This is a genomic window from Nocardia yamanashiensis (genome assembly GCF_021183565.1).
In the GTDB taxonomy this organism is placed as follows: Bacteria; Actinomycetota; Actinomycetes; order Mycobacteriales; family Mycobacteriaceae; genus Nocardia; species Nocardia yamanashiensis.
The window spans coordinates 5,367,102-5,388,136 of the sequence record NZ_CP089226.1; the positions used below are offsets into that span (position 1 = coordinate 5,367,102).

General features: G+C 64.4%; 14 protein-coding genes and 3 rRNA genes. 2 read left to right on the top strand and 15 right to left on the bottom strand.

Annotated features, from left to right (window positions below; genetic code table 11):
• Positions 1–69: 69 nt before the first annotated feature.
• The gene (locus tag LTV02_RS25250) at positions 70–708 is read right to left on the bottom strand and encodes an HAD family hydrolase (RefSeq protein ID WP_233034292.1); all 639 of its coding nucleotides are present in this window, start codon (positions 706–708) and stop codon (positions 70–72) included.
• An 86-nt stretch (positions 709–794) separates the two neighbouring features.
• Between LTV02_RS25250 and LTV02_RS25255 the strand changes: the two genes are divergently transcribed.
• Positions 795–1,622, top strand: a complete 828-nt coding sequence (locus tag LTV02_RS25255) for a GNAT family N-acetyltransferase (protein WP_408639422.1) — start codon at positions 795–797, stop codon at positions 1,620–1,622.
• Between the two features lie 235 nt (positions 1,623–1,857).
• Here LTV02_RS25255 and fusA read toward each other — a convergent pair whose 3' ends face one another.
• The 11 genes from fusA to LTV02_RS25310 form a co-directional block, all read right to left on the bottom strand.
• Positions 1,858–3,915: an elongation factor G gene (gene fusA, locus LTV02_RS25260; RefSeq protein WP_233034296.1), complete on the bottom strand. Its 2,058-nt coding sequence runs from the start codon at positions 3,913–3,915 to the stop codon at positions 1,858–1,860.
• 317 nt (positions 3,916–4,232) lie between these two features.
• Complete coding sequence (locus LTV02_RS25265; RefSeq protein ID WP_233034298.1) at positions 4,233–6,413, bottom strand: TerD family protein; 2,181 nt, start codon at positions 6,411–6,413, stop codon at positions 4,233–4,235.
• A gap of 15 nt (positions 6,414–6,428) precedes the next feature.
• Entirely contained in the window at positions 6,429–7,109 is a 681-nt protein-coding gene (locus tag LTV02_RS25270; RefSeq protein ID WP_233034300.1) for a rhomboid-like protein, read from the bottom strand.
• Between the two features lie 141 nt (positions 7,110–7,250).
• A 5S ribosomal RNA gene (gene rrf / locus LTV02_RS25275) occupies positions 7,251–7,367 on the bottom strand.
• A 206-nt stretch (positions 7,368–7,573) separates the two neighbouring features.
• Positions 7,574–10,629 (bottom strand): 23S ribosomal RNA (locus LTV02_RS25280).
• 335 nt (positions 10,630–10,964) lie between these two features.
• Positions 10,965–12,481: ribosomal RNA gene (locus LTV02_RS25285) — 16S ribosomal RNA — on the bottom strand.
• Together the 16S, 23S and 5S rRNA genes form the textbook arrangement of a ribosomal RNA operon.
• A gap of 479 nt (positions 12,482–12,960) precedes the next feature.
• On the bottom strand, positions 12,961–14,223 hold the full coding sequence (gene murA / locus LTV02_RS25290) for a UDP-N-acetylglucosamine 1-carboxyvinyltransferase (protein ID WP_233034307.1): 1,263 nt from the start codon (positions 14,221–14,223) through the stop codon (positions 12,961–12,963).
• A gap of 10 nt (positions 14,224–14,233) precedes the next feature.
• Entirely contained in the window at positions 14,234–14,827 is a 594-nt protein-coding gene (locus tag LTV02_RS25295) for a cob(I)yrinic acid a,c-diamide adenosyltransferase (protein ID WP_233034308.1), read from the bottom strand.
• 37 nt (positions 14,828–14,864) lie between these two features.
• A complete protein-coding gene (locus tag LTV02_RS25300) occupies positions 14,865–15,287 on the bottom strand; it encodes a DUF2550 domain-containing protein (protein WP_067722075.1) in 423 nt (140 codons plus the stop codon).
• 162 nt (positions 15,288–15,449) lie between these two features.
• Positions 15,450–16,142, bottom strand: coding sequence for an MspA family porin (locus LTV02_RS25305; RefSeq protein WP_233034309.1), 693 nt, complete (start codon positions 16,140–16,142; stop codon positions 15,450–15,452).
• A gap of 26 nt (positions 16,143–16,168) precedes the next feature.
• Positions 16,169–16,810 carry an MspA family porin gene (locus LTV02_RS25310; RefSeq protein ID WP_233034310.1) on the bottom strand — a complete coding sequence of 214 codons (642 nt, stop codon included), beginning with the start codon at positions 16,808–16,810 and terminating at the stop codon, positions 16,169–16,171.
• A 219-nt stretch (positions 16,811–17,029) separates the two neighbouring features.
• Between LTV02_RS25310 and LTV02_RS25315 the strand changes: the two genes are divergently transcribed.
• Positions 17,030–18,118: an NAD(P)-dependent alcohol dehydrogenase gene (locus tag LTV02_RS25315; RefSeq protein ID WP_233034312.1), complete on the top strand. Its 1,089-nt coding sequence runs from the start codon at positions 17,030–17,032 to the stop codon at positions 18,116–18,118.
• A gap of 74 nt (positions 18,119–18,192) precedes the next feature.
• On the opposite strand, the gene LTV02_RS25320 is transcribed toward LTV02_RS25315, so the two are convergent.
• From LTV02_RS25320 to LTV02_RS25330, 3 genes are read right to left on the bottom strand one after another with little or no spacing between them, the layout of a single operon-like run.
• Entirely contained in the window at positions 18,193–18,570 is a 378-nt protein-coding gene (locus LTV02_RS25320; protein ID WP_067722083.1) for a F0F1 ATP synthase subunit epsilon, read from the bottom strand.
• Positions 18,571–18,576: 6 nt separating this feature from the next.
• Positions 18,577–20,019: a F0F1 ATP synthase subunit beta gene (gene atpD, locus LTV02_RS25325; protein WP_067722085.1), complete on the bottom strand. Its 1,443-nt coding sequence runs from the start codon at positions 20,017–20,019 to the stop codon at positions 18,577–18,579.
• A 17-nt stretch (positions 20,020–20,036) separates the two neighbouring features.
• Positions 20,037–21,008 (bottom strand): F0F1 ATP synthase subunit gamma, encoded by a 972-nt coding sequence (locus LTV02_RS25330; protein ID WP_233034313.1) that lies wholly within the window; start codon positions 21,006–21,008, stop codon positions 20,037–20,039.
• Between the last annotated feature and the right edge of the window lie 27 nt (positions 21,009–21,035).

A 21,035-nucleotide genomic window follows, 5' to 3' on the forward strand; every position in this document is an offset into this window, starting at 1 on the left:
CGCCCGGGAACAGGGGGCGAGCGCGGGCCGTCGAATGCGCCGCCGGGGGCGGAGATTCGGTTTCGCGCGTCAGGCGTCGAGGTGACCGGCGAGCCAGGCCGGGAACTCGGTGAGGTCGGTCAGCACCACGTCCGCGCCTTCGGCCGAGAGTTCCTCCGCCGCATACGGTCCCGTGGTCACCGCCACCGCGATCGCGCCCGCGGCCTTCGCGCCGCGCACATCTCCGAGGTGATCGCCGACGTAGATGCGGGCGCCGTGCGCGCGCAGCACCTCGCCCTTCTCCTCCGCCCACACCCCGCCCACGAGATCATCCACATCCATCCCCAGGTGATCCACATGCAGTTGCGCCTGCGGCTGGTTCTTGGCGGTGATCACCAGGACCTTGCCGCCCGCCTTGTGCACGGCCGCCAGCGCATCGTCCACGCCCGGCAGTTCCCGGCTCGGTGTGATGGCCAGCCCGGGGTACAGCTCGCGATAGCGCGCGACCACGCCCGGCACCTGATCTTCCGGGAACCAGTGCGCGGCCTCGATCTGCAAGGGCGGCCCGAGCCGTGACACGGCGAGCGCGGAATCGATCGGCACGCCGGTTTCGGCGGCCACCGCATCCCAGACGGCGGCGATGCCCGGCCGGGAATCGATCAAGGTCATATCCAGGTCGAATCCGACGACGAGCCCATCGCCCCGACCGGTCGCATGATCAACAGCCACGGCTCGACCCTACGGACCGGCGGGAAAACCGGAGGCGGCAGGGTTCGGCCGCGAACTAGGCTCGGGCCATGACTGATCAGGGCACGCTGTTCTGCGGGATGGAGCTGGGCGCACGCATCGAGGGCGTGGAAACGGATCTGATCACCAAGGGCGCGGCCGCCGCCCACGCCCGCCGGTCCGACGGCCAGGGCTTCGCCATCCCCCTCGCGGGCGGCGTGGCCGCCTACGCCGAACCCGGTTCACCGCTCAACAAGGTGGCGGGCCTCGGCTTCGACGGGGTGCCCACCACGCGCGAACTGGTCGAGATCGAAGCCCTGTACGCCAAGCGCGACACCCCCGTCCAGGTGGAGCTCTCCCACCTCGCCGACCCCGAGATCGGCGCCCTGCTGACCGCCCGCGGCTATCGGCTGCTCGGATTCGAGAACGTCCTCGGCCTGGCACTCACCGGCGTAGACCTGCCCACCCCCGCACCCGGCGTCGTCGTCTCCCCCAGCGACGACACCGAATTCGACCTCTGGCTCACCCTGGTCGCCGACGGCTTCGCCCACCCCGACGCCCAGGGCATCGCCTCCCACGAGGAATTCCCCCGCGAAATCATCGCCGCCGCCATGCGCGACCTGACCGCCGCCGCCGGCGTGACCCGCTACCTCGCGCGCCGCAACGACGCCCCCGCCGGCGGCGCGAGCATGCGCCTCGCCGCAGGCATCGCCCAATTGACCGGCGCGGCAACAGTTCCCGCACATCGCCGCCACGGCGTCCAAACCGCCCTGCTCGCCGCCCGCCTGTCCGACGCCCGCGCCGCCGGCTCCGACATCGCCACCATCACCACCCAGCCCGCCTCAAAATCCCAGCAGAACGCCCAGGCCCGCGGCTTCTCCCTGCTCTACCCACGCGCGATCCTCGTCAAATCCTGACCCCCACAGCCGGAACCCCCGGCCCGGCAGACGATCTCCACGACGAGCGGTCATATCGGCGATCTGCTGCCGGGTCGGCAGTTCCCCTGCCGTCCCAGCCGTCCGGCCGAGGCGAGCAGATTGAACTGGGTGGGGGGTGAGCCCGAGCGGCAGCAGATTCCGTATTCGGGCGCAGGAATCGGGGCGGAAGTCGGTGGCGGCGTAGCAGGTACGCCGCCACCGACTGGTCCCGTGGTTACTGCGCCGGGGCGTAGCCGAGCGGGCGGGTGGTGAAGGTGCCTCGGCCTTGGGTTCGGCTGCGCAAACGGGTTGCGTAGCCGAATAGTTCGGCCAGGGGGACGGCTGCCGTGATCACCACGACGCCGGTTCGGGTCACCGAACCGGAGACGCGGGCGCGGCGGGCGGCCAGGTCGCCCAGGACGGCGCCGACGTAGTCCTCCGGCACCATGACGGTCATTTCCACCACCGGTTCCAACGTTGCCATCGCACTGGCGCGGAGGGCGTCCCGGAGGCCGAGGCGGGCCGCGGTGCGGAAGGCCAGCTCGGAGGAGTCCTTGCTGTGCGTCGCGCCGTCGACCAGCGTGACGTGCAGCCCGGTCACCGGGTGGCCCGCCAGGGGACCCGTCGCGAGTGCGTCGCGGCAGCCCTGCTCGACTGCACGGACGAACTCGGCGGGCACCCGGCCGCCCACCACGGTGGAGGCAAACTCGAAACCGGTGGCGGCCGTGCGGAAACCGCTTGTCTCGTGCTCGACGAGGCCGGGAGCGGCATCGCTGTCACGAGATGCACCCAGCGGCCGGACGTCGAGGACGATGTGCGCCCACTGTCCGGAACCGCCGTCCTGCTTGACGTGGCGGTAGGTGAAGCCGGTGACTCCGCGGACCACGGTTTCGCGGTAGGCGACCTGCGGTTGGCCGACGGTCACCACCAGGCCGCGGTCGCGGCGCAGCTTCTCCACCACGACCTCGAGGTGCAGTTCGCCCATACCGGCCAGCAGCGTCTGACCCGTTTCGGGATCCGTGCGGACCACCAGCGACGGGTCTTCCTCCGCTATCCGGGACAGCGCCACGGCCAGCTTCTCGGCCTCGGCATTGTTCTTGGCCTCGACCGCCACCGAGATCACCGGATCCGTCGGGTTCGGCGGTTCCAGCAGGACCGGAGCCTCGGGTGCGCACAGGGTCGCGCCGACCCGGGCCTGCTTCGGGCCGACCAGCGCGACGATATCGCCGGCGGTCGCGACCTCCACCTCCTCGTGCCGATCCGCCTGCACGCGCAGGATGCGGGCGATGCGTTCGCGGCGGCCCGGACCCGCGTCCAGCACCGTGTCGCCCTTGCGCAGCTCGCCCGAGTACAGGCGCACGAAGGTGAGCCGGCCGGTGGGCGTGGCGTGCACCTTGAACACCAGTGCCGCAAGCGATTCCGCCGGATCGGCTGTCCGGTCCAGCGGCGAGGGCAGGTAGGCCACGGCGGCGTCGAGCAACGGCTCGATGCCACGGTTGCGGTAGGCCGCGCCGCACAGCACCACGACGGCCGCACCCGAAAGGGTCAGCGCGCGCAGGGCCGCGGACAGGGTGTCGTCGGCCAGTGCCGAGTGTTCGACATATTCCTCCAAAGCGTTCGAATCATGTTCTACTACTGCTTCTTCCAGCGCGCGACGACGGTCGCGCGCCTGCTCGGCGAGGTGATCGGGAATCGGTTCCACGACGGGCACCGCGGCCCCGTCCGCCCACACCATGGCGCGCATGCGAACCAGGTCCACCACTCCGGTGAACTCGTCTTCGCTGCCGATCGGCAACTGCACCAGCAGCGGATTCGGGTGCAGCCGTGCGCGAATCGACGCGACGGCCGCGTCCAGGTCCGCCCCGGCGCGATCCATCTTGTTGACGAACGCGAGGCGCGGCACGGCATAGCGATCCGCCCGCCGCCACACCGATTCGCTCTGCGGCTCCACACCGGCGACCGCATCGAAAACCGCTATGGCACCGTCCAATACGCGCAGCGAGCGCTCCACCTCATCGGAGAAGTCGACGTGCCCGGGAGTATCGATGACGGTCAGCCGGTGACCGTTCCACTCACAGCTCACGGCGGCCGCGAAAATGGTGATGCCGCGATCGCGTTCCTGCGGATCGAAATCGGTGACGGTGGTGCCGTCGTGCACCTCACCGCGCTTGTGCGTCATACCGGTGCGGAACAGCATCCGCTCGGTGACGGTGGTCTTCCCCGCATCGACGTGCGCGAGAATGCCGAGGTTGCGAACGGTGGCGAGGGATTGTCGGGAAACATTGGTACGCACGGTCTTACGTCCTTCGTGCTGATCCTGGACAGGACAGCGCGATTCCCGGACCGGGAATTACGGGATGAATGAGGTCCGGGTACTCAGTACCGGCCGCGCAGCCGGCACCGAGCCGGCGAAGACACCAGGATCACCTCGTAGCGAGGGCGAGCCACGACAGCAGCGTGTGGACGCATGACCGGCTCCCTTCCTGGTACGAGTCGAGCGGTCCGGCGGACCGCAGGCGGCGAGGAGAGCGGAGGTGCTGGAGTGTTTTCTACCCAAAGAAAGATTAGAAGGAAGCTCCCCCATGGCCTCGCCGCTTCCCACGGTAACAGTCAGGCCGGGATCAAGTCACCAAGATTTTCCGGAGTGAAGATCTCGCAACCCGCGGGCAGGTCGTCCGGGCGGGCCATCCCGATGAAAGTGACCGGCTCGGTGAGGGTTTCGCCGCTCCACACCACCACCTCGGCGCTCATCAAACCCGCGAGATAACGCACGGTCAGGTAGTCCCGGTCCACCACGGCCCGGGCCAGATCGGCCGTCGTCACCGAATTCTCCTCCACCCGGTTGTAATCCGGCTCGCCCGCCAGATTCAGATGCAGCCACTTCACCCGCCACTCGTCGCCCCGGCGAAAGAACACCAGCGGGAAGGAGATCCGGCCCGCGCCCCGCAGTTCGGATTTCATGCGCACGGTGCGCGGCTCGTACGGCAGTCCGGCCTGATCCGCCTCGCGCAGCATGAAACCGAAGAAGGACTCCCGCACCTGCTCGAAACCCTCCCCCGAGTAGATGTTCACCTGCGGTAGCACCGCGTGCGCCGCCACCTTGCCCAATTCGATCTCGATGAATTCCGAAGCGCCGTCGGGAGCCTCGGTGATATCGCCGGAATGCATGCCGCCCAGCTCGGTCAGATTCGTGTACGACAGCCAGCCGCATTCCTCGAAGCCGGTGTCCAGCAGTAGCGCCGACAGATCGAAATCAGTGCGCTCGGCACGCTCGTGCCAATACACGAAGAACCGCAGCAGCTCACCCCGCACCTGGCCGATCGACCCGCGCGGCAGTACCCCCAGCCCGCCGCTGATCGCCTTGCCGCTCAACGGCAAGGCCACTTCCAGCATGTCCGGGTCGATCACCACGCGGGGCCGCACCGGCAGCCGCCGGCGCAACTCGGCATCCAGCAACGCGCACAACCGGTCCAGGAGACCGGCGTCGATCGGCTCCCGGGTATCGGGAACCACCTTCCCGCGCCCCACCCGATTCGTGAACACCCGCCGCCCGGCCGCACCGTGCGATACCGGGGTATCCGGCGTCGCAGCCCGGTTCTCCAGGTGTTCTCGGACCGACAGCAGCACCCGGCCCGACACCTCACCACACGTGGCCTCGACCGCGCTCACCACGGCCGCGCGCTCGGAATCGTCAGCCGCCGAGCGCAAGAGCCGGTCCAGCGAGCGGAACAGCTGACCCGGCGCCGCCCGCAGCAGAGTGACCGCACCGATCACATCGCCGGTGGACAACAGCCGCTCGAGGCGCGACGCGAAGGACGGGGCGTGCCGGTCGCCGCGCGCGACCTCGAAAACCGCCGCGGCATCGGGCCACTGGGGAAACTCGTGCGGATGCAGGCGCTCGCCGAGCCGTTTCCAGGCTTCCCGGTGGGCCGCGATATCGCCCAGTTTCGCGGGCTGCGCCGCGATCACCGCATCCAGGGCTGCGAGTAGAGCGCGACGATTGCGGCGGGACAGCGAACGAAAGCGGGTAGGCGACAACAGGGAGGCGTCGCCCTCGGACAGCCGGCAGGCCAGGCGCAGTACATCGGTCACGGTATCGACGAGCAGTTCCGCGCACGCGGCGAGCCGGACCTCGTTCACCAGCGTCCGATGCTCACGGACGGGAATAACGGCGGGCTGTGGACCGGTGGCGCAGTACAGCGCCAGCTCTCGGAGCGCGGCCAGCTCCTCGGCGCCCAGCGGCGTCGTTGCACCGGCCATGGCGAGATACAGCGCCGAGATCTCCTCGGCCAGTGGCGCTCCGGCGTGCAGCACGGTTACCCGATCGCTCGCGGAGGCCAGCAGTTCGTCGTGCGCCGCCGCCAGTTCCGCATAGGTGTGCTGGTAGCGGCCGTACTTCGGCAGCGCCAGCAGGTTCAGCACACCCAGGTCGGCGTCAGCGGCGATCCGCGCGGCGGCGAGCTCGTCGGTCAGGGCGTCGAGCAGGCAGTCCATCCAGAACTCGACGGTGTCCGGCACATTCGCGGGGAAGTCCTTGAAGTACGCGTTGTGCTCGACGTGTGCGCCGGCCATGCGCTCGACAATCGGCAGCACGCGCACCGCGGTATCGATGACGGTCGCCTCCGACAGGCCCGACAGGCGGGTCAGCAACGCACCGGAAAGCTTGAACCCCACCGACATGAGCACGGCGTCGAACTGGCGGGTGGCGGTGGCGCCGGGTCCGGCCGGGCCGTCGACCTCCGGGAGGCGCAAGGTGCGACGGATGACGAACGTTTCCGGATCCCAACTCACCCCGGCATCTTCGCATCAACCGATGAGCAGCGCCGCTGATAAAAGTACGGCCAAGGCGAGCAGTGCGCCTTCGATCCAGGTCAGGCGGCGGCGTGGAGTGTCGGCGGCTTTGAGCATGCGGTAGCCGAGGGCCAAGCCGATGGCGAGGGCCAGGAGGTGACCGACATTGGTGAAGGTGCGGCCGGCCAGGACGGCGTCGATGGCCAGGGCGGACCAGCCTGCGGCCCAGAGGAATCGGAAGTCACTGGGGATGGAGGCGATCAGCGCGCCGACCAAAGCCATGGCGCCGTAACTGATTCCCACGTCCTCGGCCGACGCGATGCTGTCGGGGAGCCAGTCCTGGTGGACCCCGATCCAGAGACCGATGGCTACCAGCAAAGTCGCGCCGATATGACCGGCGAGGAAGACCGCCAAGAGCCGGCGACCGCCGAACCTCAACTCCGACAGGGCGAGCAGCGCGCCGAACATGATCAGCACGCCCCAGGCGACGGTGTCATCGCCGATGATCAGCGCGCTGGAGAAGAGGGTGCCGACGTGGCCGTGGAGCAGATTGTGCAGGTTGGTGCTGGCGTGCAGGACGACTTTCGTTGCGGCGGCATCGTTCAGGATGGTGAGCACGATCGTCGACAAGGCGAGCAGCAGCAGGTAACTCAGCGTCACCCGCAGCCTCGGCCGGCTGGTAGCCGGTTCTCGCACAGCCGAATCCATGCTTTGCACAACGGAACCCGCGGCACGCGTTGTTCCCCGCCACGCCGGTTGTGCCATAAGACGCAGCAAACTCACCCCGAAAACGCAGAAACCCCCTGACCGTGAGGTCAGGGGGTTTCGCGAATGATGTTCCGGCGGTGTCCTACTCTCCCACACCCTGTCGAGTGCAGTACCATCGGCGCAGGTGGCCTTAGCTTCCGGGTTCGGAATGGGACCGGGCGTTTCCCCACCGCTATAGCCGCCGTAACTCTATGAAACTGTCACTCCCGTGACGATCAGGAATATTCGAGGGCAAACCCTCGAGCACCCAGATCGGGGAAGACTCCACACCCCGAAAGGGAGTGTGGACCACCCTCTTCCGAGGGGGTTCGGGGGCGAAGCCCCCGGAATCTTCTCCAACACACGGGACGTGTGTTGTTTCAGATACCGCACAGTGGACGCGTAGCAGCTTTGTTGGTAAGTCCTCGGCCTATTAGTACCGGTCACCTACACCCGTTACCGGGCTTCCAGTTCCGGCCTATCAACCCAATGGTCTGTTGGGGGCCTTAACCCATCAAGTGGGTGAGAAACCTCATCTTGGAACAGGCTTCCCGCTTAGATGCTTTCAGCGGTTATCCCTTCCGAACGTAGCAAACCAGCCGTGCCCTTGGCAGGACAACTGGCACACCAGAGGTTCGTCCGTCCCGGTCCTCTCGTACTAGGGACAGCCTTCCTCAAGTTTCTGACGCGCGCGGCGGATAGAGACCGAACTGTCTCACGACGTTCTAAACCCAGCTCGCGTGCCGCTTTAATGGGCGAACAGCCCAACCCTTGGGACCTACTCCAGCCCCAGGATGCGACGAGCCGACATCGAGGTGCCAAACCATCCCGTCGATATGGACTCTTGGGGAAGATCAGCCTGTTATCCCCGGGGTACCTTTTATCCGTTGAGCGACACCGCTTCCACTTGCCGGTGCCGGATCACTAGTCCCGACTTTCGTCCCTGCTCGACCTGTCGGTCTCACAGTCAAGCTCCCTTGTGCACTTGCACTCGACACCTGATTGCCAACCAGGCTGAGGGAACCTTTGGGCGCCTCCGTTACATTTTGGGAGGCAACCGCCCCAGTTAAACTACCCACCAGGCACTGTCCCTGAACCCGATCAGGGTCCGAGGTTAGAGGTCCAATACGATCAGAGTGGTATTTCAACGACGACTCCACGAATACTGGCGTGCATGTTTCACAGTCTCCCACCTATCCTACACAAACCGTACCGAACACCAATACCAAGCTATAGTGAAGGTCCCGGGGTCTTTTCGTCCTGCCGCGCGTAACGAGCATCTTTACTCGTACTGCAATTTCGCCGAGTCTGTGGTTGAGACAGCTGAGAAGTCGTTACGCCATTCGTGCAGGTCGGAACTTACCCGACAAGGAATTTCGCTACCTTAGGATGGTTATAGTTACCACCGCCGTTTACCGGGGCTTAAATTCTCAGCTTCGCACCGAAGTGCTAACCGGTCCTCTTAACCTTCCGGCACCGGGCAGGCGTCAGTCCGTATACATCGTCTTACGACTTCGCACGGACCTGTGTTTTTAGTAAACAGTCGCTTCTCACTGGTCTCTGCGACCCCTCCTAGCTCCCACCGTAAAGGTGTTCACCGGGCTGGGTCCCCCTTCTCCCGAAGTTACGGGGGCATTTTGCCGAGTTCCTTAACCACAGTTATCTCGATCGCCTTAGTATTCTCTACCTGACCACCTGTGTCGGTTTGGGGTACGGGCCGTGTACCAACTCACTAGAGGCTTTTCTCGGCAGCATAGGATCACTGAATTCGCCTCAATCGGCTACGCATCACGTCTCAGGCTATATGCGGTGCGGATTTGCCTACACCACGCCCTACACGCTTACACCAGGTATTCCATCACCTGGCCCAGCTACCTTCCTGCGTCACCCCATCGCTTACCTACTACACCCAGGGTCTCGTGCAGCCACTTCCGGCTCCCCGAAGGGAGTCCATCCGCTTTTGGACGATTAGCACAGATGATTCGATATTTGGCGCGGATACACGGGTACGGGAATATCAACCCGTTGTCCATCGACTACGCCTGTCGGCCTCGCCTTAGGTCCCGACTCACCCTGGGCGGATTAACCTGGCCCAGGAACCCTTGGTCATTCGGCGGACGAGTTTCTCACTCGTCTTTCGCTACTCATGCCTGCATTCTCACTCGCGCAGCCTCCACGGCTGGATCACTCCGCCGCTTCCCTGGCTACACGACGCTCCCCTACCCATCCACGCTCCTGGCCCGAAGGCGGGATAATGCGTGAATGCCGCGGCTTCGGCGGTGTACTTGAGCCCCGCTACATTGTCGGCGCAGGATCACTTGACCAGTGAGCTATTACGCACTCTTTCAAGGGTGGCTGCTTCTAAGCCAACCTCCTGGTTGTCTTCGCGACCCCACATCCTTTTCCACTTAGTACACGCTTAGGGGCCTTAGCCGGCGATCTGGGCTGTTTCCCTCTCGACTATGAAGCTTATCCCCCACAGTCTCACTGCCGCGCTCTCACTCACCGGCATTCGGAGTTTGGCTGACTTCGGTAAGCTTGTGGGCCCCCTAGGCCATCCAGTAGCTCTACCTCCGGTGAGAAACACGCGACGCTGCACCTAAATGCATTTCGGGGAGAACCAGCTATCACGGAGTTTGATTGGCCTTTCACCCCTACCCACAGCTCATCCCCTCAGTTTTCAACCTAAGTGGGTTCGGGCCTCCACGACGTCTTACCGTCGCTTCACCCTGGCCATGGGTAGATCACTCCGCTTCGGGTCCATAGTGTGCGACTCGTTCGCCCTATTCGGACTCGCTTTCGCTACGGCTCCCCCACACGGGTTAACCTCGCCACACACCGATGACTCGCAGGCTCATTCTTCAAAAGGCACGCCATCACCCCACAAGAGGGCTCTGACGGTTTGTAAGCGCACGGTTTCAGGTACTATTTCACTCCCCTCCCGGGGTACTTTTCACCTTTCCCTCACGGTACTAGTCCGCTATCGGTCACCAGGTAGTATTCAGGCTTATCGGGTGGTCCCGACAGATTCACAGCAGATTTCACGGGCCCGCTGCTACTCGGGTGCTCATTACAAGAGCCAAAATGTTTTCGTCTACCGGACTCTCACCGTCTACGGTTGGCCGTCCCAGACCAATTCGACTAACACTTTGGTTTCTTACTCTTGCTCCTCACGGCAGTGAGAAGAAAATGAGTCCCACAACCCCAGAAACGCAACGCCTGCCGGCTATCACACGCTCCTGGTTTAGCCTCTTCTGGGTACTGAGATGTTTCACTTCCCCACGTTCCCTCCACACACCCTATATATTCAGGTGCGGGTGACACGACATCACTCGTGCCGGGTTTCCCCATTCGGAAATCCTCGGATCTCAGCTCGTTTGACAGCTCCCCGAGGCTTATCGCAGCCTACTACGTCCTTCATCGGCTCCTGGTGCCAAGGCATCCACCGTACGCTCTTTATCACTTACTAACAAAGATGCTCGCGTCCACTGTGCAGTTCTCAAACAACACACCCACTCAAACCTGTATCTCGGGGCCAGCCGCAGCATGCTGCGCGGTACTCACGAAGATCCGAGCGGATCGTTTGTTGATTTCCTAGAAAGTCCAAACTCGCGTCTGTTCTTTCAGGACCCAATAGTGTGTCGGTATATTCACCGCGATGTCGGACATGGCCGGCATCGTAGTGCGGTGAAGATTGTCAGTGTTCCACCCATGAGCTCCAGCCGGACTACGTGTGAGTCCGAAACTGTCTCTGCCAGAGCGACATTCACCTGTGTGAAGTGCTTCTGGAGAAGTGCTCCTTAGAAAGGAGGTGATCCAGCCGCACCTTCCGGTACGGCTACCTTGTTACGACTTCGTCCCAATCGCCAATCCCACCTTCGACGGCTCCCTCCACAAGGGTTAGGCCACCGGCTTCGGGTGTTACCGACTTTCATGACGTGACGGGCGGTGTGTACAAGGCCCGGGAACGTATTCACCGCAGCGTTGCTGATCTGCGATTACTAGCGACTCCAACTTCACGGGGTCGAGTTGCAGACCCCGATCCGAACTGAGACCGGCTTTAAGGGATTCGCTCCACCTCACGGTATCGCAGCCCTCTGTACCGGCCATTGTAGCATGTGTGAAGCCCTGGACATAAGGGGCATGATGACTTGACGTCGTCCCCACCTTCCTCCGAGTTGACCCCGGCAGTCTCTCACGAGTCCCCGCCATTACGCGCTGGCAACATAAGATAAGGGTTGCGCTCGTTGCGGGACTTAACCCAACATCTCACGACACGAGCTGACGACAGCCATGCACCACCTGTACACCGACCACAAGGGGGGCCATATCTCTATGGCTTTCCGGTGTATGTCAAACCCAGGTAAGGTTCTTCGCGTTGCATCGAATTAATCCACATGCTCCGCCGCTTGTGCGGGCCCCCGTCAATTCCTTTGAGTTTTAGCCTTGCGGCCGTACTCCCCAGGCGGGGCGCTTAATGCGTTAGCTACGGCACGGATCCCGTGGAAGGAAACCCACACCTAGCGCCCACCGTTTACGGCGTGGACTACCAGGGTATCTAATCCTGTTCGCTACCCACGCTTTCGCTTCTCAGCGTCAGTTACTGCCCAGAGACCCGCCTTCGCCACCGGTGTTCCTCCTGATATCTGCGCATTTCACCGCTACACCAGGAATTCCAGTCTCCCCTGCAGTACTCTAGTCTGCCCGTATCGACTGCAAGCTTGCAGTTGAGCTGCAAGTTTTCACAATCGACGCGACAAACCGCCTACAAGCTCTTTACGCCCAGTAATTCCGGACAACGCTCGCACCCTACGTATTACCGCGGCTGCTGGCACGTAGTTGGCCGGTGCTTCTTCTACAGGTACCGTCACTTGCGCTTCGTCCCTGTCAAAAGAGGTTTACAACCCGAAGGCCGTCATCCCTCACGCGGCGTCGCTGCATCAGGCTTTCGCCCATTGTGCAATATTCCCCACTGCTGCCTCCCGTAGGAGTCTGGGCCGTGTCTCAGTCCCAGTGTGGCCGGTCGCCCTCTCAGGCCGGCTACCCGTCGTCGCCTTGGTGAGCCGTTACCTCACCAACAAGCTGATAGGCCGCGGGCCCATCTCGCACCAGTAAACCTTTCCAACAACCCCCATGCAGAGGCTGCTCATATCCGGTATTAGACCCAGTTTCCCAGGCTTATCCCAGAGTGCGAGGCAGATCACCCACGTGTTACTCACCCGTTCGCCGCTCGTGTACCCCGAAGGGCCTTACCGCTCGACTTGCATGTGTTAAGCACGCCGCTAGCGTTCGTCCTGAGCCAGGATCAAACTCTCCGTTGAAGACTCTCGAATCCATCCTTGCGGATGTAATCGGAAGAATTAACCAGAGTCCGAAAACCTTGGCAAAATCAAACGCCAACAAAAAGTATTTGCTGACTAAATGTCCAGCCCCATCACACGGGGGGTGTGAGGCCGGAACCAAATTAAATATTTGGCACTGACATTCATCGACACACTATTGAGTTCTCAAAGAACACACGCACACACCAACATCCCCGGCTTGAACCGGCTAGTCGGTGAGGCTGCTTGTTTCTTGCTGGTGAAGCTTAGCTCAACCCTTTCAGCAGAACCAAATCCGCTGTTCGGGTGAAGCTGATGTGATCATCAGGCGCTCGCCGTCCAACCTCGTGTCCCTGGCCTCTCGGCTCCGGGTCGGTGTCCGTGTCGCTCTGACCTGGAATAAGTTACGTGTTGGTAGTTCGCATGTCAAATCGCCTGTTCAGGAGGGGTTTTCGCGAACACGTCCCGACACCTGTTGTTCAGTCGGCGGTTCCGACCCGTTCGATCTCGGCCCCGAGCGAGCGCAGGTTCTCCACGAAATCCGGGTAGCCCCGGTCGATATGGAAGACATCGTGGACTTCGGTGACCCCGTCGGCGACCAGACCGGCGAGCACGAGTCCGGCGCCGGCGCGAATGTCGGAGGACCAGACCGGCGCGCTGGACAGCCGCGGAATCCCGCGCACCACAGCGTGATGCCCGTCGGTGCGGGCGTCGGCGCCCAGCCGGATCATCTCTTCCACGAAGCGGAAGCGCGCTTCGAAAATGTTCTCGGTGATCATCGAGGTGCCGTCCGCGATCGCCGCCAGGCCGATGGCCATCGGCTGCAGATCGGTGGGGAAACCCGGGAACGGCAGGGTCGAGAAGTTCACCGCGCGAGGGCGATCCGACTGCACCACCCGGAAACCGTCCGGCTCGAACGAGATTCGCGCGCCCGCGGAACGCAGCTTGTCCAGCACCAGGGACAGGTGCTTGGGGTTGATACCGGTGACCCGCACATCGCCCTGCGTCATGGCGGCGGCGATACCCCAGGTGGCGGCGACGATGCGGTCGCCGATCACCCGGTGGGTGGTGGGCGAGAGCTTGTCCACGCCCTGCACGGTCAGTACCGAGGTGCCCGCGCCGGCGATCTGCGCGCCCATCTGGACGAGCATGTTGCAGAGGTCGACGATCTCCGGCTCGCGCGCGGCATTGTCGATGACCGTCTCACCGTCGGCGAGCACCGCGGCCATCAGGATGTTCTCGGTCGCGCCCACCGACGGGAAGTCGAGGCGGATGCGCGCGCCCTGCAGCTCCTCGGCACGCGCCACCAGGCAGCCGTGCTCGATTTCGCTGGTCGCGCCGAGCAGCCGCAGTCCCTGCTGATGCATATCGAGGGGACGCGAACCGATGGCGTCGCCGCCGGGCAGCGCGACGACCGCGCGCTTGCACCGCGCCATGAGCGGACCGAGCACGCACACCGAGGCGCGGAACTGGGTGACCGCCGGGAAGTCCGCGTGGTACTTGGGTTCCGGCGGCGTCACGATGGTGACCGTGGCGCCCTCCACCGTCACATCGCAGCCGAGACCGCGCAGCACGTCCGCCATCAACGGCACATCGAGGATGTCCGGGCAGTTGGTGATGGTGGTCGTACCCTCGGCCAGCAGCGCGGCGGCCATCAGCTTGAGGACGCTGTTCTTCGCGCCGCCCACCGCGACCTCACCGACGAGCCTGCTGCCCCCGGTCACCAGAAACCGTTCACTCACGGCAGTCAGCCTAATGGCCCTCACCCTCCCCCGTGGCTTCTCCGCCCGGGCGCCAGAGGATGTCGCCGTCGGGATTGGCGACACGGCTGAGGATGAACAGCAGATCCGACAGGCGATTGAGGTATTTGGCGGGCAGCGCGCTGGTGTCGTCCGGATGTTCGGCGACGGCGGCCCAGGCGGAGCGTTCGGCGCGTCGCGCGACGGTGCGCGCGGTGTGCAGCAGGGCGGCGAGCGGGGTGCCGCCGGGCAGGATGAACGAATTCAGCGGCGGCAGAGGCTCATTGAACTCGTCGCACCACTTCTCCAGGCGATCGATATACGGCTGGGTGATGCGCAGCGGCGGGTACTTGGGGTCCGCGACGACGGGCGTGGAGAGATCGGCGCCGGCGTCGAAGAGATCGTTCTGTATGGAACGCAGCACCCCGAGAATGCGATCGTCCGGCTGCCCGAGCGCGATGGCGACGCCCAGCGCCGCATTGGTTTCGTCACAGTCCGCGTAGGCGATCAACCGCGGATCGGTCTTGGCAACTCTGGAGAAATCACTCAACCCCGTCGTACCGTCGTCGCCGGTCCGGGTATAGATCCTCGTCAGATGCACGCTCACGGGGTTCACACTAACCGGGCTCGTGAACGCTCGTGCGTCAGCTCGCGCGGCGGCGGCGAATACGTTCCGAGGGGCGGGATTCCACCCAGGACAGCAGCGAGACCAGGGCACCGCGATCCAGCGCGACCTCGAAGCTGCCGTCACCGTCGGACAGTTCGATGATGAGCTCGTCGGTCATGATGTCGTACTCGTCGCCGTCCGGGGAGCGCCGCTTGCCGACCTCGACGGTCAGGCGGCGCAGGGTGGAGTCCGGGCCGAGTTTCAGGCTCGAGAGTTTGTAGAAGACCAGCTGATCCTCGTCGTAGCGGATCAGGCCGTGCCGCCAGCCGCCGCCGTGCCCGCGGGCCGGCATGACGCGCATCAAGGCGGCGGTGCCGCCGCGACGAAGCATGACGAGGCGATATGTCGAGGCCAAGGCCAAACCGACAAGCAGCACCACCAGAATGATCAGCACAACCATCCCGGTCCGCAATGCTGGTCCGTCCCTTCACTTCTACCGCGCTGTCGGGTCCGTATCGGCCGGTAGGCCGGGACCCGTTCGCTCGATCCTAGCGACCGCGCGAGCGGAGGTCCCGACCATCCACCGAATGTGACGTATGCCCTGTTCAGGGAACGGGGTCGATCACCCGATGCTGAACGGCTGGCCGTAGAGCACCAGGTTGCCGATGTAGTACGTGCTGTCGACCTCGGCGGCGACGAACGACCGCGCCTGCGCGTACCCGCCACAGCCGTCCACCGCGAAGGTCTCGTCCGCCCAGGTGACCCCGGCGTGCGGGCCGGGCACCTTGTTGTAGCGCTTGTGCGACTCCTGGCCGTAGTCGTCCGGCTTCTCCAGATCGAGCATGAGCAGCGCCTTGGCCTGGCCGGGTCCGAGGGTGATGCCCGCGCCCATGGTCTCGGTCGGCAGGCCCGGCGTGATCCCGCTCTGGCCGATGGTCGCCTGCTCGCTGGCGTTCTCGCTCGGCGAGAAGGAGCCGATGTCCACCTGGCAGCCGACGATATAGCCGGGGCTGATCTTGATGGTGGCCGATGACGCGGTCGGTCCGTCCAGATCGATGGTGGCGCGCGCCGAGGTCCACACATTGCGGTGCATCGGCGTACTGCCCATGGAACCGCTGATGTTCGCCGATTCCTCCGTGATCCGGACCGTCATGACGGTGCCGTCGCCGAGCGTGCGGCTGATGGCCGCGCCCGGCAGCGGAACGAAGGTGTCCGCCCGCGCCACATCCGCCGGACCCAGCCCGAACGCCAGCGCCGCGGCCAGCGCGACACCCAGGACCCGGCCGCCGCGGACGCGAATTCCCTTGCCGTACATACGATCCCTCCCTAGAAGTGGATCCGTCAGCCGATGCTGAACGGCTGACCGTAGAGGCTGACCTTGGCGTAATCGGTGCCGATGATCTCGACCACGGAGACCTGCCGGGCCTGCGCGTAACCGCCGCAGCCCTGGATCTCCATCGGGACGTCCTGGTAGTTGATGGTGTAAGTGCCGCTCTTGACCAGCTCGATGTTGTTGATCGCTACCCAGACCACCTGTCCCGGCGAGATCGGGAAGCTGAACCCGCCCGCGATGGTGGGCGTCAGGCTCAGGGCGAACGACGAGTTCGCGCTCAGCACGCCCAGGTTCACCTGACAGCCGACGATGTATCCGGTGGTGAGGTTGGACGACCCGTGGGTGCCCGAATTATTGGTGCCCGGGAAATTCTTCGGGCCGTTGTTGGGGCCGACCGTGCCGTCCGGGGTGTCCACCTCGGCGATCACATTGCCGGTCACCCAGGAGGTGCGGCCCGCGCCGTTGGCCGCGAGCGACGGCGAAATGATCGCGCGCTCACCGACACTCGTGAGCTTGACGCCCGCGCGCTCGATGTGACCGTCCGGCAGCGGGACCCACGTATCCGCGTTCGCCGCGCCCGGTGAGAAGAAACCGAGGGCCACAGCGGCTACGACCGCCACGCCCCACTTGCCAATTCGAAGCCCGCTCATCAACCCCTCGCTCGTCGTGCAGATGTGCAACGCATGAGGCAAAGCTGAAAACGCTGGAATTGCCATGGCTTTGCCGGATGCTTCAGATCACATCCGGATACCGGCGAAAGCATTTAACCACACGTCTAGTCCCCGGCCCACTCAGTGGGATAGGGCATGTCCCACAACTGGAACATGTTCTTATGCTCCGGACAATTCGGATGTGTTGGAGGAGATTCCGTGGAAATTACCGCAGCGGTCGCCCGTGGCGCGGCAGCGCCGTTCTCGCTGGAGAACGTGACGATGGAAGAACCGCGAGCCGGTGAAGTGCTGGTTCGCCTGGTCGCGACCGGGGTGTGTCACACCGATCTGGTGACCAAGAGCGTGTTCCCCGCCGAATTGCCGATCGTGGTCGGACATGAAGGCGCGGGCATCGTCGAGGCGATTGGCTCGGAGGTAACCGGCATCGCGGTCGGCGATCACGTACTGATGACGTACGCCAGTTGCGGTACGTGTTCACGCTGCACGAACGGGCTTCCGCCGTACTGCGAGAATTTCGTCATTCTGAACACTTCGGGCGGGCGATCGGATTTCACTTCCGCGCTGAGCGTCAATGGGGAACGGGTGATGGGCTCGTTCTTCGGGCAGTCGAGTTTCGCCACCCACGCCTTGGTCCCCGCGCGTTGCATCGTCGTCGTGGACGAGAGCGTGGATCTGGTGGCGACCGCGCCGTTCGGGTGCGGCGTGCAGACCGGTGCGGGTGCGGTCGCGAACGTCATGAAGCCGGGGCCTGAAGACTCCATCGCCATTTTCGGCGTGGGTGGCGTGGGTATGGCGGCGCTCATGGCTGCCCGCGCGATCGGCGTCGGAACGATTGTCGCGGTGGATCTTTCGGCTGACCGCCTGGCGGTGGCGAAGGAGCTGGGCGCGGACGTCACCATCGATGGCGCGGCCGAGGATGTGGTGGCCCAGGTGATCGCCACGACGAACGGCGGGGCGAATTTCGCGCTCGACACCACCGCCCTCAACGCGGTCATCGCCAAGGGCCTGGAAGCCCTCGCCCCCATGGGCACGCTCGTGCTCGTCGGCCTCGGTGAAGCCACCATGAATGTCGAGATCGGACATCTCACGGGTAATGGCAAGGCAATTCGCGGCTGCATCGAAGGCTCCACCGATCCGCAGAAGTTCATCCCCCAGCTGCTGCAGTGGCATCGCGAGGGCAAATTCCCGATCGAGAAGATCAGCAAGCAGTACAAGTTCGAAGACGTCAACCAGGCTTGTGACGACGCCCACCACGGGACCACGATCAAGCCGATCCTGACCTTCTGATCGACCCGCAGCACGAAAAGAGCGGCGGCCCTAGGGAAATTCCCTAGGGCCGCCGCTTTCGCTTCGTGAGAAGGCTAGGCCGAAGCCGCCTTCTCGAGGGCACGGATCTGCCCCTGCGCCTTCGCCAGCGCCGCCGGCGAGGCATCGGCATCGGCGAGCACGGCCTTGGCCGCGGCCTCGTCGATGTCGTCGGAGAAATCAGCGGACTCCGCGAGCACGCGCACCGAAGTGCCGGTGACCGAGAAGAACCCGCCGTGCACGGCCGCGACGATGCGCTCGTCGTTGTCCGACACGATGGTCACGGTCCCGGCCTCGACCAGCTGGCCGAGCAGCGGCTCGTGACCCGCGAGAATGCCGATCTCACCTTCCGTGGTCTGCGCCGAGACGAACTTCGCCCGGCCCGACCACAGCAGTCGCTCGACGGCGACCAGATCAACGGACATATCTGCCATGGGTGACTACTTCCCGAGGATCTTCTTCGCAGCAGCCTCGACGTCATCCAGGCCACCGCAGGAGTTGAACGCCTGCTCCGGCAGGTGGTCGAACTCGCCCTTGCAGACGCGATCGAAGTCGTCGATGGTCTGCTCCAGCGGCACGACCGAACCCGGCTGACCGGTGAACTTCTCGGCCACGATGAAGTTCTGGCCGAGGAACTTCTCCAGACGACGGGCGCGGCCGACGAGGACCTTGTCCTCTTCGGAGAGCTCGTCCATGCCGAGGATGGCGATGATGTCCTGAAGTTCCTTGTACTTCTGCAGGATTCGCTTGACCTCGTTGGCCACCCGGAAGTGACGCTCGCCGACGATCGACGCCTCGAGGATACGAGAGGTCGAGGACAGCGGGTCCACGGCCGGGTAGATGCCCTTCTGCGAAATCGGACGCGAAAGCTCGGTGGTGGCGTCCAAGTGCGCGAAGGTGGTGGCCGGCGCGGGGTCGGTGTAGTCGTCGGCGGGGACGTAGATCGCCTGCATGGAGGTGATCGAACGGCCACGGGTCGAGGTGATGCGCTCCTGGAGCTGACCCATCTCGTCCGCCAGGGTGGGCTGGTAACCCACGGCCGAGGGCATACGACCCAGCAGGGTCGAGACCTCGGAGCCGGCCTGGGTGAACCGGAAGATGTTGTCGATGAAGAGCAACACGTCCTGGTTCTGCACATCGCGGAAGTACTCCGCCATGGTCAGGGCCGACAGGGCGACGCGCATACGGGTGCCCGGCGGCTCGTCCATCTGGCCGAAGACGAGGGCGGTGTCCTGGAGGACGCCCATCTCTTCCATTTCCAGGTGGAGGTCGGTGCCCTCACGGGTACGCTCACCGACGCCCGCGAACACCGAGGTGCCGGAGAACTCGCGAGCGATACGGGTGATCATCTCCTGGATCAGCACGGTCTTGCCGACGCCGGCGCCACCGAACAGACCGATCTTGCCGCCCTTGACGTACGGGGTCAGCAGGTCGATGACCTTGATGCCGGTCTCGAGGATCTCGGTCTTGCCCTCGAGCTGGTCGAAGGCGGGCGGCTGGCGGTGGATGCCCCACTGCTCGCCGTCGCGGCCGAGGCCCGGGGTGTCCAGGCAGTCGCCGAGGGCGTTGAACACGTGGCCCTTGACGATGTCACCGACGGGCACCGAGATCGGCTTGCCGGTGTCGCGCACCTCCACGCCACGCACCAGACCGTCGGTCGGCTGCATGGAGATGGTGCGGACGATGTTGTCGCCCAGGTGCTGCGCGACCTCGAGGGTCAGGGTCTTGGCCACCGACGGGAGCGCGATGTCCACGTTGAGGGCGTTGTACAGATCAGGGATCGACCCGCGCGGGAACTCGACGTCCACGACGGGGCCGATGACACGGGAGACGCGGCCGGTGCCGGCGCCAACCCGGGTTTCGTTGCTGACAGCTGCGGTCATTGGTTCTCTTCCTGGGCCTAGTCGCGGTCCGAGCTCGACGCCAGCGCGTTGGCGCCACCGACGATTTCCGTGATTTCCTGCGTAATCTGTGCCTGGCGCAAGGAGTTCGCGGTACGGGTCAGGCTGTTCACCAGTTCCGTAGCGTTATCCGTTGCGGCCTTCATGGCGGTGCGGCGCGCAGCCGACTCCGATGCCGCCGCGTCGAGCAGCGACGAGTAGATCCGGGTGTTGACGTACTTCGGCAGCAGCGCGCCCAGCAGGCGATCCGCATCCGGCTCGAACTCGTACTGCGCGGTCAGCACAACCTCGTTCGAATCGGTGAAGCTGTCCGGACCGAGCTCGTAGTTCTCGTCCACGTAGCTGACCTGGATCGGGGCCAGCCGGCGAACCTCCGGCTGCTGCGACAGCATCGACACGAAACGCGTGTAGACGATGTGCAATTCGTCGACGCCGGCCATGGTGCCCTCGCCGTCCGGCGCGGGAACCTCGCCGTCGGCGCCGGCCATGAAGGCCTCCACCAGGTGGTTGCACGCCGCGGACGCGTCCGCGTAGTTGGGCGTCTGGGAGAACCCGGTCCAAGATCCGTTCACGGCACGCTTACGGAAGTTGTAGTAGGTCAGACCCTTCGAGCCCATCACGTAGATCACCGGCTCTTTGCCCTCGGAACGCAGGGTGGTGACGAGCTCCTCGGCGCGCTTGAGCACGTTGGAGTTGTAACCACCGCACATGCCGCGGTCGGAGGTGATGACCAGAATCGCTGCGCGACGCGGGTTCTCACGCTCGGTCAGCAGCGGGTGCGAGAGATTGCCGCTGGCGCTGGCCAATTCGGCCAGCACCTTGGTGATCTCCTCGGCGTAGGGCTTGGCCGCGGCAACGCGGGCCTGCGCCTTGCTGATTCGCGAAGTCGCGATCAGCTCCTGCGCCTTGGTGATCTTCTTGATCGAGCTCACGGAGCGAATTCGGGAGCGAAGTTCACGCACGCTTGGCATTAGCGGTCCAGCCTCCCTTCATTCGTC